Raw genomic sequence first — 13,542 nt, forward strand, 5'->3', positions numbered from 1 at the left:
TGTTAGGGCTCACATTTGGCATGCACAAGTCGAGACGGCTTAGAGAGGACGGCGGCTCACACCCCCACGCTCCGTTGCACATTCGTTACCAAGGCCATGGCTGCACTCGCTTGACACAAGGATCAGGACGCGGATATCGTCTCGGCTAAGCAAACTGTGAGCGCTAACAACTTTTCACAAAACGCCGAAGGATCTCAGGGACGAGATGACAAGCTCCCCTGAAGAGCCGCCCGGCCGAGCGAATTGTTAGCCCTCACAACCAAAGCCCATTGCACCAATCACGGTTCACATTCACTCCGGAGGCGCACGACAGTCGCCGCCCGGTCTCAAGGAGGAGATCAATGTTCAAGACACCCCGATTCAGGTCCATCGCAGGCCTCGCTCTGGTGGGGGCAGTCGCCCTCGGCCTGGGCGCCTGCTCGGCAAGCGGCGGCGGAGACGACGCGTCGGGCGACGGCGGTGACATCAAGACCATCGGGTTCGTCGCGGTCGGCCCCGAGGGCGGATGGCGTACGGCCAACGAGAAGAACATCCAGGACTCGTTCTCGAAGGAAAACGGCTTCGATCTGAAGTACGCTCCGGCGACCAACGGTGACCAGAACTCGCAGATCACCGCGTTCACCTCGTTCATTGACGAGGGTGTCGACGCCATCCTGCTGTCGGCAACGGAGGCCACCGGCTGGGAGAGCATCCTCGAGCGTGCCAAGGAGGCTGAGATCCCCGTGGTGCTGCTCGACCGTGGCATCGAGCCGAACGACACCGAGCTCTACACGAGCCACATCGCTCCCGACAACGTGGGCATCAGCGCTTCGGCCGCCGAGTGGGCGAACGAGCAGTTCCCCGACGGAGCCAACTACGTCGTGCTCGAAGGACCTCCCGGACTGTCGGTCGTGAACGACCGCAACAAGGGCTGGGACGAGACGATCGATGCCAACATGACCAAGCTCGAGAGCCAGTCCGCCAACTGGTCGACCGAAGAGGCGAAGAGCGTCTTCGAGACGATCCTCAAGGCCAACAACAACAACGTCCAGCTCGTGTTCGCACAGAACGACGAGATGGGCCTCGGCGCCGCACTGGCCGTCGAAGAGGCGGGCCTGAAGCCCGGCACCGACGTCAAGATCATCACGATCGATGGGACGAAGGCTGCTCTCGAAGCGCTCGCTGCAGGTCGCCTCAGCTTCGTCGCCGAGTACAACCCGCTGTTCGGTGACACGGCCATCGACGTGGTGAACAAGGCCCTCGCCGGTGACAAGGTCGAGTCCGACATCGTCGTTCCCAGCGTGACCTTCGACTCGCCCGAGGCCGCCACCGAGGCGCTGCCCGACCGCAAGTTCTAATTCACCCCCGCTCATTCGGTTCCCCGAGCCACCCGGCTCGGGGAACCGAATGGGCTCCCGCGTGGGAGAATCCACGCGACTCAAAGACGAGGCCGGTAGACGGCAGAACGAGCAGGCAGACATGGCAGCGACAGAGCCGATCGTCGAGATGACCGATATCTCGATCGAGTTCCCTGGCGTCAAAGCCCTCCAGAACGTGCAGCTGCGGCTGTACCCGGGCGAGGTGCACACCCTCATGGGTGAGAACGGTGCGGGCAAGTCCACCCTCATCAAGGCACTGACCGGTGTGTACAAGATCGACTCCGGCAGCATCTTCGTCTCTGGCGGCCCCCGCCAGTTCTCGGGAACCGCAGACGCCCAGAGTGCCGGCATCTCGACCGTCTACCAAGAGGTCAACCTCTGCGACAACCTCACCGTGGGCGAGAACGTGATGCTCGGCAACGAGATCCGCGGCGCCTTCGGAATCAACTGGAAGAAGACCCACCAGGCCGCTCACGAGGCCCTCGTCGGCCTCGGCTTGGGCGATCTCGACCCGCGGCAGCCGCTGTCGAGCATCTCGCTCGCCCTGCAGCAGCTCGTCGCCATCAGCCGCGCGATGGTCGCCAAGTCGAAGGTGCTCATCCTCGACGAGCCGACCTCGAGCCTCGACGCCAACGAGGTCGAAGGCCTCTTCACGGTTATGCGCCGCCTGCGCGACCAGGGCGTCGCCATTCTCTTCGTCTCGCACTTTCTCGACCAGGTCTACGCGATCAGTGATCGACTGACGGTGCTGCGCAACGGCGAGTTCGTGGGGGAGCACCTCACCCGCGACCTGGGTCGCAGCCAGCTGATCTCGCTCATGATCGGCAAGGACTTCGAGACTCTCGCTTCGCTCGGCTCGAACAGACGGCGGGATGCGCGAGAGAGCGGCGAGCAGCCCTTCTACAGCGCCACAGATCTCGGTCGAAAGGGTTCGATCGAACCCGTCGACATCGCCGTCTACCCGGGCGAGGTCGTGGGCCTCGCCGGACTCCTCGGCTCCGGCCGCACCGAACTCGGCCGCCTGATGTACGGCGCCGACCGCCCCGACTCCGGAGAGGTCACCATCGGAGGCAAGAACACCGAGGTGCACAGCCCCGTTGCCGGACTCGCCACCAAGATCGCCTTCTCGACAGAGAACCGTCGCGACGAGGGAATCGTCGGCGACCTCACCGTGCGCGAGAACCTCATTCTGGCCGTCCAGGCCCGGCGCGGCTGGGCTCGCCCGCTCTCGAAGCGCGAGCAGAAGGAACTGTGCGACAAGTACCTCGTCGAGCTCAACGTGCGACCGAGCGACCCGGAGCGTCCCATCAGAAACCTGTCCGGCGGCAACCAGCAGAAGGTTCTGCTCGGCCGTTGGCTCGCAACGAAGCCCCAACTCCTCATCCTCGACGAGCCCACTCGCGGCATCGACATCGGTGCGAAGGCAGAGATCCAGGAGGCGATCGCGACCCTGGCCGAAGAGGGAATGTCGGTGGTCTTCATCTCGTCGGAGCTCGAAGAGGTCGTGCGCCTCAGCGAAAGAATCGTGGTCTTGAAAGACCACCGCAAGATCGGAGAGATCATCAACGGGCCAGACATCACCGCAGACACGATCGTCGACTTGATCGCGTCGGATGGCGCGGAGGCGCAGGGCGTCGACGCGATCGAGCCGGAGCCCGCCGCTCTCGCCACCGAGGGGAGCGCCAACTGATGTCGAACACCACATCGGGTGCATCGTCATTCGTGAAGACCAGCATCAAGCAGCCCTACATCTGGGCCATCGCCGCGCTCGTGCTCCTTCTGATCATCAACCTCATCAAAGATCCGACCTACCTCGGCATCTCGGTCAACGCCGTCACCGGCGATCTCTCGGGCAACCTCATCGACATCCTCCGGGCCAGCGCCCCGATCATGATGATCGCCGTGGGCATGACCCTGGTCATCGCCACTCGCGGCATCGATCTGTCGGTCGGTTCGGTCATGGCCGTCTCCGGCGCCGTGTCGATGGAGTTCATGCACGACGCCGGCGACGGATCTCTCGGATCCGCTCTCATGGCCATCGCGCTCGCCCTCGGAATCAGCGCCTTCCTCGGCCTGATCAACGGCGTACTCGTCTCGATCGTGGGGCTGCAGCCGTTCATCACGACGCTGATCATGATGCTGGCCGGTCGAGGACTCGCCAAGGTCATCACCTCCGGTCAGAACACCTCGGCCAGCAACGAGTTCTTCCGCTGGATCGCCAACGGCACCGTGCTCGGCTTTCCTGTCGTCTTCGTGATCGGCGCGGTGATCGTCGCGCTGGTCGCCCTGCTGGTACGCCGCAGCGCGCTCGGCCTCATGATCGAGTCGATCGGCATCAACCCCAAGGCAGCGCGCATGGCCGGCATCCGCCCGGTCGGCCTGCTGATCTTCGTCTACATCCTGAGCGCCGTACTCGCCGGGGTAGCGGGAATCTTCAGCACCGCCAGCGTCATGACCGTCGAGGTGGCCAAGACCGGCTTCTCGTCCGAGATGGACGCGATCCTCGCCGTGGTCATCGGCGGCACCTCGCTGGCCGGCGGCAAGTTCTCGCTCACCGGCAGCGTGATCGGCGCCCTGCTGATCGCCACGCTCGACAAGACCATCGTGTTCCTCGCCATCCCGTCGTCGGCGACCCCCGCATTCAAGGCCATCGTCATCGTGGCGATCTGCCTCCTGCAATCGCAGCGGGTACGCGCACTCTTCAGCCAGCGTCGTGCGAGAACCAGCACGCCACGAAAGGAGGCGGTGTCGGCATGACCTCCGTCATCGAACGCCCGAGCGCGCCGCAGAGCCCGCACACCCCGTCGCTCGTGAGCCGTCTCAAGCCCAACCTCGAGACGCTGCCGACCCTGGCCGCGATCGTGATCTTCGTGGGAATGATCATCTACGGCGAGATCGCCTACGGTCGCATCCTGCAGTTCTCGACGCTGTCGAACCTCTTCATCAACAACGCCTACCTGATCATCCTGGCGGTCGGACTCACCTTCGTGATTCTCACGGGTGGAGTCGACCTCTCGGTCGGCGCCATCATCGCGATCAGCAGTCTCGTGGGAGTGATGCTCGCCAATTCGGGCTGGAACCCCTTCGTGGTCATCGTCCTGATGATCCTGATCGGCTCCGCATTCGGAGCGGCATCGGGAATCCTCATCCAGTACTTCAATGTGCAACCGTTCATCGCGACACTCGCGATGATGTTCCTGGCCCGCGGTCTCGCATCCATGCTCTCGACCACGCCGGAGCGCCTGGCCGACGAATCGCCCATCCGCACCCTGTCGACCGAGATCAAGGTGATCGACGGTCCGAAGATCAACGACCTCGTCACCACGCCGAACGTCGTCATCGCGGCCATCGTCGTGATCGTCGCCTTCTACGTGCTGCACAAGACGCGCTTCGGCCGAACGGTCTACGCGATTGGCGGATCCGAGCAGTCGGCGACACTGATGGGCCTGCCCGTCGTGCGCACCAAGCTCGCCATCTATGTCATCAGCGGCACCCTCGCCGGCCTGGCCGCCGTGGTCTACACGTCGAAGCTCGGAATCGCCCAGAACATCACGGGCGTCGGCTGGGAGCTCGATGCGATCGCCGCCGTCATCATCGGAGGCACGCTGCTGACGGGTGGCGCCGGTTTCGTGCTCGGCTCGGTCATCGGCGCGCTCGTGCTCGGCCTGATGAACGTTCTCATCACCCGCGACGGCAGCATCCCGCCCGAGGCGACCACCATCATCACGGGCGCCATTCTTCTCGTCTTCGTGCTGCTGCAGAGGCTCGTCGTCTCGCGCAAACGCAAGACCTGATCTGCACCCCTCTGCGCTGATCGAGTAGCGCTCGCGACGAAGGAGCAGCGCGTATCGAGATCACCCTCGCGGTGGTCTCGATACGGCCGCGGGCGGCCTACTCGACCAACGAAAAAAGTGTCCTGCCGAGAAAACCCACAACGGAGTGAGTTCATGCTGAAATCCCGAATCGCCCTGGTGACCGCCCTCGCGCTCGCCGTTCCCCTGCTCAGTGCCACCCCGGCGCTCGCGGCCGATGATCATCTCGTGCTCTCGTACGCACTCGACGAGACCGACGGAACCGTGGCGGTCGACGCATCCGGACACGGGTACGACGGCACAGTGGCGGGCGGGGCTGTGCACGCCGGAAGCGGTGGACTCGTGCTCGACGGGGTCGACGACCACGTGGCACTGCCGAACAACGTGCTCGCTGGCCTCAACTCGATCACGGTGAGCACGCAGGTGCTCGTGCGGCCGGAGCAGGCGACGCCGTACTTCATCTTCGGCCTGGGCAACCCGGCGACGTCTGACAACGGCACGGGCTATCTCTTCGCTACGGGCAATGCCTATCGCGCTGGCATCACCACAAGCAACTGGCGAGGCGAGCAGGTCGTGAACTCTGAGGCCGACCTGGCTCGAGGCAGCTGGAAGACCCTCAGCTACACCCTCGACGACGCCACAGACACAGCACGGCTCTACCTCGACGGCGCACTCGTGAAGACGCAGACCGGCGTCACAGTGAAGCCGGCCGAGCTGGGCAACGGCGCGACGACCGCGAACTACATCGGTCGATCGAACTACGGCAGCGACCGCTACCTCGCCGGCAGCGTGCGCGACTTCCGCATCTACGACACGGCCCTCACCGACACCGAGATCGCGGCTCTTCAGCCGGCTGACGCCGACCGGGCCGTTCGCGACTCGGACGCGCTCGACCTCGGCGACTTGAGCGCCGTCACCGGCAACGTGACCCTGCCGACGACCGGGGTCAACGGATCGACGATCGCCTGGGCATCCGATTCACCCGAGGTGATCTCGACCACCGGCGTCGTCACTCGGCCCGCTGCCGGCCAGAGCCCGGCCACCGTCGGCCTCATCGCCACCATCACCCGCGGCGCTGCGACCGAGATCCGCACCTTCTCCGCGACGGTCGTGCCACTGCCCTCCGACCAGTCCGATGTGGATGCCGCGGCCGCGGCTCTCGAGATCACGGGCGTCGACGACGTGCGCGGCAATCTGACGCTTCCCATCGCATCCAACGGTGTGACGCTCGCATGGTCGTCGTCGAACCCCTCTGTTGTCTCGACCGACGGAACGGTGCTGCGGCAGGCATCCGACACGACCGTCGTGCTCACTGCGACGCTCACGAAGGGTGCCGCCAGCGCCACCCGCGACTTCACGGCGACGGTGCGCAAAGCCGCCCCGACGGCCGAGTACGAGGGCTACGCCTTCGCCTACTTCACCGGCAACTCCCTGGCCGGCGAGAACATCTTCTTCGCGGCGAGCGAGGGCAACAACGCACTCGACTGGCGTGAGCTCAACGGCGGACAGCCCGTTCTCAGCTCGACCAAAGGCACGAAGGGTCTGCGTGACCCGTTCCTCATCCGTTCGCCCGAGGGGGACACGTTCTACCTGATCGCCACAGACCTCTCGATCGGCAGCGGCACCTCGTGGGGCGACTCTGTTCGCACGGGCAGCAAGTACCTCGAGGTGTGGGAGTCGCACGACCTCAAGACCTGGTCGCCGCAGCGACACATCAAGGTGGCGCCCGAGAACGCCGGAATGACCTGGGCGCCCGAGGCGTACTACGACGAGACCATCGGCTCCTACGTGGTGTTCTGGGCGTCGGCGCTCTACGGCGACGACGACCCGGGCCACACGGGCAACTCGTATCACCGCATGATGTACGCCACGACGCGTGACTTCGTGACCTTCACGCCGGCACAGGTCTGGCAGGACCAAGGCGTGTCGCGCATCGACTCGACCGTTCTGAAGGAGGACGGCACGTACTACCGCTTCACGAAAGACGAGGGAGCGGGCGGCACAGGCTGCGCCGACATCATCCAGGAGAAGTCGACCGAGCTGCGCGCGACCCTGGAGTCGTGGAGCATGGTCGACAGCTGCATCGGGCGTGACGCCGGAACCAGCGCGGTCGAGGGACCGACGGCGTTCAAGGCCAATCCCGGCGACATCAACGGCGAGAAGTTCTATCTCTTCGTCGACGAATACGGCGACCGTGGCTACATTCCGCTGCAGACCGATGACATCGCGAACCCGAACTGGAAGGTCGCGCCGAACTACGATCTGCCTGCCAGCCCGCGTCACGGCACGGTTCTTCCGGTCACCGCAGCAGAACTCGAGAGTCTGGGCAGCGGCCCGGCCGCTCTTCCCGCCAACGAAGACGGCGAGATCCTCCGTTACGACTTCACGAACGGCCAGGGCGCGACCGTCAAGGATGTCTCGGGCAACGGTCGAGACGCCACCATCAACGGGGGAGCGAGCTGGGGCGACGGAACGCTGACCTTCGACGGCAGCGACGACTACGTCAAGCTTCCCGACAACCTGCTCGCCGGCGTCACCGATGTGACCGTCGAGGCAGATGTCTGGATCGACCCGAAGCAATCGGGCAACTACTTCATCTACGGCCTGGGCAACACGGTCGGAGGTGCCGGAAACGGGTACCTGTTCAGCACCGGCAACGCCTATCGCACGAGCCTCGCGACCGGCAACTGGACCACGGAGCAGACCGTGTCTCAGGGATCCGATCTGCCCCGCGGCACGTGGGCGCACCTCGTCTACACGCTGAAGGGCAACACGGCCACGATCTACCTCGATGGCGTCGCCGCCGGCACGGGAACAGTGACGAGCGACCCGGAAGACATCGGCGGCGGCATCACCACCGCGAACAACCTGGGGCGCTCCAACTACACCGCCGACAACACGTTCCGGGGCAAGTACCGCGAGTTCGCGCTCTACAATCGTGCACTGTCGGCCGACGAGGTGCTCGCCCGCTCGGGCAATGTGGGGGCGCTCTCGGGCGTCACTCTCGCCGAGGCCGACGTGCTGAAGACCGCCCCGATCGTGAACAACAGCACGCAGGAGGTGACCTTCGCCGTGAAGCCGGGCACCGACGTCTCTGCGCTGACGCCCACGTTCACGACCGCGGCCGGCGTCGTGGCGAGTCCCGCATCCGGAACGACGAGCGACCTCAGCGACCCGCTGACCGTCACACTGACGCCGACCGCGGGCGGAGCCGCCACCACCTGGACACTGCGCGCCGTCGTGATGACGAGCCCCAGCATCCCGGGGCTCTACGCCGACCCGAACGTCATCGCGTTCGGCGACACGTACTACGTCTACGCCACCTCCGACGGATACCCGGGCTGGGGCGGCAAGGACTTCTACGTCTGGTCGTCGAAGAACCTCGTCGACTGGGAGCGTTCTGAGGCGCCGATCCTGACGCTCGACGGCGCCGACGGAAACGTTCCGTGGGCGACCGGCAACGCGTGGGCTCCTACGATCTCCGAGAAGGATGGAAAGTACTACTTCTACTTCAGTGGCCACAACGCCGAGCTCGATCGCAAGACGATCGGCGTGGCTGTCGCGGACAGCCCCGAGGGGCCGTTCACGGCTCAGCCGGAGGCGATGATTCTCAACAACGAGGCCGTCACATCCGGCCAAGCGATCGACCCGGCGGCCTTCACCGACCCGAAGACCGGAAAGCACTACCTGTTCTGGGGTAACGGTGCGCCCGTCTACGCGGAGCTCTCCGACGACATGCTGTCGATCAAGCAGGAGACGCTCAAGACGATCTCGGGGCTGAACGACTTCCGCGAGGGCGCGTTCATGAACTACCGCGATGGCCTGTACCACCTGACCTACTCCATCGATGACACGGGCTCGGAGAACTACAAGGTCGGCTATGCCACCTCGACCAGTGTCGACGGACCGTGGACCTACCGCGGCGTGATCCTCGAGAAAGACACATCGCAGGGCATTCTCGCCACCGGCCACAGCTCGATCCTCAACGTGCCCGGCACCGACGACTGGTACATCGTGTACCACCGCTTCGCCATCCCCGGTGGAGACGGCCAGCACCGCGAGACCACGATCGACAAGCTCACCTTCGACCCGGAGACAGGTCTCATCAACCCCGTGACGCCCACTCTTACGAGCGTCGAGGCCCAGACGATCGTCGATCCCCAACCGCTGACGGTCGCGATCGCGGGAACCGCTCGCGAGAACGAGACCCTGACCGCGTCGGTGCCCGAGCCCTGGGTGACGACCTCTGTTCAGTGGACTCGAGACGGTGAGAACATCGACGGCGCCACGGGGGAGAGCTACCTGCTCACCGCATCGGATGTCGGCGCCACGATCGGCGCATCGGTGACGGCTGAGAAGCCGCTCTGGGATGCCGCCTCGGCCGTCGCCTCGGTGGGACCGGTGCTCGCCGCCGGGGTGGGGCCTGTCGACCCGGGTTCGCCCCAGCTCCAGCTGGAGACGACCACTCTGACCGCGGGCAAGCCGGTCACGGTTCGCGGTAGCGGCTTCGGCACAGACGAGCGGATCGACTTCACGCTGTTCTCGACGCCGACGGCACTGGGAACCGTGCAGACGGACTCCTCGGGTGCCTTCACCGCGACGTTGACCGTGCCGACCTCCGTGCCGGCCGGGGCTCACACCCTGCGGGCGGCGAGCGCCGATTCCGATGACGTGGCCGAGATCGCGGTGACCGTGATCGCGGCCGCATCGACGGGCGACACCGGGCCAGGCGCAGGTACAGGCGCCGGAACCGGGTCGCAGACCTCTCCGCTCGCCAGCACCGGACTCGCCGTCGGCTGGCCGATCCTGGCCGGGGCGCTGCTGCTTGCAGCGGGCCTGCTGCTGGTCATGCGCCGCCGCCGCCGAGTGTGATCTCGATACGCCCGCTCAGCGGATCGTTGCGCTGGTCGAGTAGCCGAGGCCGCCCGCGGCCGACGCGTATCGAGACCACCCGCCGAGCACCCGCTCGAACACCAACCCACGACGAAGTGAGTGTCATGATCAGATCCCGACTAGCCCTGGTGACCGCGTTCGCGGTGGCCTTCAGTACCCTGCTCGTCGCGCCGCAGGCCTCCGCCGCCGAAGGCGACCTGCTTCTGCACTACGACTTCAGCGCCGTGTCAGGCACGACCGTGCCCGACTCGTCGTCGAACGGAAACGACGGCGTCATCAAGGGAACGGGCGCCACCGTCGAAGGCAACGAGCTGACCCTCCCCGGAGGGGGGAGCGGCAGCAGCGCCGCATACGTCGAACTGCCCACCGGGCTCTTCGACGGGCGCGACACGCTCACCATTTCGACGTGGCTGCGCAACGAGAAGACCGCGGGCAACTATGCCGCCATGTTCTTCGGCTCGGCGAGCAATCCTCCGGCCCAGTACTGGCTGTTGAACCCCAAGAACCCGTCCGGCCTGTTCAAGTCGGTCATCACCAACGGCAGCGATGCCGGCGCACCGTGGGGCACTGAGGCGGGCATCTCGCCCACCAACGCGTCCAACGGTATCGCCGGACCGACGACATCCAGCGCTTGGGGCCTGTACACCACGGTCATCGAGCCCACCCGCATCACCGGCTACGTCGATGGCAAGAAGATCGGATCGGTTGCCACCAGCCGAACGGTCAGCCAGTTCGGTTCGAACCTCGTGTCGTACATCGGCAAGTCGTCGTATGCCGACGAGCTCTACAAGGGCGGCGTGCGCGACGTGAAGGTGTGGACGTCGGCGCTCAGCGACGCGGAGATCGCGGCCGAGTACTACTCGTGGGCCGACGACGCCACGGTGCAGGCCGCGCTCGGTGCCGACGCCGATGCGCTCGCGCCCGGCTCGGGAGCCGTCACCACCGACCGCAACCTCGTGGCGACGGGAGCCAACGGGTCGGCCGTGACCTGGGCATCCGATCGCCCGGACGTGATCGCGAACGACGGCACTGTGACGCGGCCCACGGGCGGCGACGTACCCGTTACCCTCACGGCCACGATCGAGCTGGCCGGCCGCAGCACCACACGCACCTTCGATTTCACCGTGCTCGCCGACACCCCGCAGAACAACCTGCAGGTGGCCGTCGACGGCTACGACCTCGCGATCAGCCACGTCACCGACGACCTCGTGCTGCGCACGGCGATCGGCGACGTGACCGTGGCCTGGGCCTCATCGGATGCGGGCACGATCACGAACGACGGCTCGGTCACCCGGCCGGCTGCAGAGAAGACGATCACTCTCACGGCGACGTTCAGCCTCGACGGCCAGACCGCGACCCGCGAGTTCGCCGTCACCGTGCTGGCCGCGGACGCAGGCCGGATCGGCTCGTACATCGTCGACGGCGACACCACGCGCACCGACGTGCTGCACCTCGCCGCGTCGTCGTCGCCGTCTGCCGGTGGTGACTTCGAGGCCCTGAACAATGGGCGCGGAGTGCTCTACCCTTCTCTCGGCTCGGCGAAGTTCGGGCCTCCCGTTGCATTGCGCGCACCCGATGGAACCTTCCGTCTCGTCTCGATCGAGAACGGCTCGGGCTCGAAGCTGTACGTCTACGACTCGGCCGACCTCACCGCCTTCACGAACGAGCGTCTGGTGTCGTTCGTACCCGACGGCGTGACCGCCACCGCGGTCTCGGCCCGGTACGACAACGGAATCGGCGCCTATCGCTTGGCCTACACCGGCCAAGGCGGAGCACGCTTCGAGGTGACGACGGCGGATTTCGCCGCCTTCAGCGCGCCGGTGACCGTTGCTGCTGTTGCTGCTGGGGCTGCGCCCGCGGAAGCCGGCGACTTTCCGGCCGGCGCATCTGGCGCATCCAGCATCGGCGTGACGGAGGCCGAGTACTCCCGCATCGTCGAGAAATTCAGCCGCGTGGTGAACACCGGCGTGCAGGCGTTCGACGACGTGACCGTCGACGAGGGCGACGCGCCCGTGCTTCCCGAGACCGCGACGGTCGAGTACTCGAGCGGCGACACCTCGTCGATGCCCGTCGAATGGGATGCCGATGACCTCGCGGCCCTCGAGTCCGCGGGGCCGGGTACCTACACGGTCGACGGAACGGTGACCAGGCCGACGTTCCCCGACCCGCTCGTCGAGCGCCGGGCAGACCCCGACGTCACCCTCGGTGACGACGGCTGGTACTACTTCACGGCGTCGTACCCCATGACCCGCGCCGACGACCCGAACGGCTACGACCGCGTCGTGCTGCGTCGGGCACAGACGATCCAGGGCCTGAAGACGGCCCCGGAGGCGACGATCTGGCACGAGAACACCGATCCCGCTCTGAACCGCTTCATCTGGGCTCCCGAGCTCGAGAAGATCGGCGACGACTGGTACATCCTGTTCACGGCCGCGCGGAACGGGGTCTGGGACATCCGACCGGCCATGCTCAAGTTCACGGGCGGGGAGTTCGGGGGCGAGGCCGCCCTCGACCCCGCGAACTGGACGAGCCTGGGCCAGGTCACAGCGGCTCCCGGCGACACCGAAGCGTTCACGCACTTCTCCCTCGATATGACCCACTTCTCCTCGGGTGGCAAGGACTACGTCGTCTGGGCCGAGAAGCCCGGCCAGTCGACTCTGCGCATGGCCGAGGTCGACCGGGCGAACCCGAACCAGCTGATCTCGCAGTCGATTCTTCTCTCGTCGCCGACTCTGGCGTGGGAGAGGAACGGCGGCGACGAGATCGACGAGGGTCCCGCCGTGATCACGAAGAACGGCAAGATCATCGTGGCGTTCTCGGCCTCCACGGTCGACGACAAGTACGCCGTCGGTGTGCTCACCGCCGACTCGGCCGCCGATCTGCTCGACCCGGCATCGTGGACGAAGAACCCCTACCCGCTGCTCACCAGCGCCGACGTTCCCGGCCAGGTGGGGCCCGGCCACAACTCGTTCACCGTCGACGAGTTCGGCAACCCGGTGAGCGTGTACCACTCGCGCACCGTGAACGACTCGTCGAACCCGGGCGAGGCGACGGATGCGGGTCTGTTCGACCCCCGCAGGCACGCCCGGGCCGCCCTGGTGCACTTCACCAGCGACGGGCTGCCCGTGTTCGCGATGACGGCCGACGAGGAGCTCGACCCCGAGAACGCCGCGGTGCAGGTGCGCGTCGTCGTCGAGGGCGATGGTGTCGATCCGGGGACGCCGCCGACGACGACAACGCCGGGTACGTCGATACCCGGGTCCGGTACACCGGGTGGCGCGGCAACGACAGGGTCGGGCTCGGATGCCGGCACAGGCTCGACCAATGCAGGCGGCAGCCTCAGCAGCACCGGATCGGGAGCCGCCGGCTTCCTGGCCGGGGGACTGCTGCTCGCCCTCGTCGGCATCGTGCTGGTCATCGCACGCCGCCGCACACGCACACTCGCATCGAAGTAAGACACAACAGGACAACGGGGAGAA

The 13,542-nt window shown here is 66.1% G+C and carries 6 protein-coding genes; all 6 read left to right on the forward strand.

Annotated features, from left to right (window positions below):
• The first annotated feature begins 341 nt into the window (after positions 1-341).
• The gene (locus tag CCK87_RS17845) at positions 342-1,337 is read left to right on the forward strand and encodes an ABC transporter substrate-binding protein (protein WP_086462756.1); all 996 of its coding nucleotides are present in this window, start codon (positions 342-344) and stop codon (positions 1,335-1,337) included.
• Between the two features lie 121 nt (positions 1,338-1,458).
• Complete coding sequence (locus CCK87_RS17850) at positions 1,459-3,048, forward strand: sugar ABC transporter ATP-binding protein (RefSeq protein ID WP_086462794.1); 1,590 nt, start codon at positions 1,459-1,461, stop codon at positions 3,046-3,048.
• Entirely contained in the window at positions 3,048-4,115 is a 1,068-nt protein-coding gene (locus CCK87_RS17855; protein WP_086462757.1) for an ABC transporter permease, read from the forward strand. The genes CCK87_RS17850 and CCK87_RS17855 overlap by 1 nt, the downstream gene beginning before the upstream one ends.
• A complete protein-coding gene (locus tag CCK87_RS17860) occupies positions 4,112-5,152 on the forward strand; it encodes a sugar ABC transporter permease (protein ID WP_086462758.1) in 1,041 nt (346 codons plus the stop codon). The genes CCK87_RS17855 and CCK87_RS17860 overlap by 4 nt, the downstream gene beginning before the upstream one ends.
• 153 nt (positions 5,153-5,305) lie before the next feature.
• Positions 5,306-10,042, forward strand: a complete 4,737-nt coding sequence (locus CCK87_RS17865) for a family 43 glycosylhydrolase (RefSeq protein ID WP_086462759.1) — start codon at positions 5,306-5,308, stop codon at positions 10,040-10,042.
• 125 nt (positions 10,043-10,167) lie between these two features.
• Positions 10,168-13,518: an immunoglobulin-like domain-containing protein gene (locus tag CCK87_RS17870; RefSeq protein ID WP_086462760.1), complete on the forward strand. Its 3,351-nt coding sequence runs from the start codon at positions 10,168-10,170 to the stop codon at positions 13,516-13,518.
• Positions 13,519-13,542 lie beyond the last annotated feature (24 nt).

Source organism: Agreia sp. VKM Ac-1783, from assembly GCF_900177765.1.
Lineage (GTDB): Bacteria > Actinomycetota > Actinomycetes > Actinomycetales > Microbacteriaceae > Agreia.

Bases quoted from the DNA above. Each gene is read 5' to 3' on its own strand.
- CCK87_RS17855 (WP_086462757.1), top strand. From the start codon at position 3,048: ATGTCGAACACCACATCGGGTGCATCGTCATTCGTGAAGACCAGCATC.
- CCK87_RS17865 (WP_086462759.1), top strand. From the start codon at position 5,306: ATGCTGAAATCCCGAATCGCCCTGGTGACCGCCCTCGCGCTCGCCGTT.
- CCK87_RS17870 (WP_086462760.1), top strand. From the start codon at position 10,168: ATGATCAGATCCCGACTAGCCCTGGTGACCGCGTTCGCGGTGGCCTTC.
- CCK87_RS17860 (WP_086462758.1), top strand. From the start codon at position 4,112: ATGACCTCCGTCATCGAACGCCCGAGCGCGCCGCAGAGCCCGCACACC.
- CCK87_RS17845 (WP_086462756.1), top strand. From the start codon at position 342: ATGTTCAAGACACCCCGATTCAGGTCCATCGCAGGCCTCGCTCTGGTG.
- CCK87_RS17850 (WP_086462794.1), top strand. From the start codon at position 1,459: ATGGCAGCGACAGAGCCGATCGTCGAGATGACCGATATCTCGATCGAG.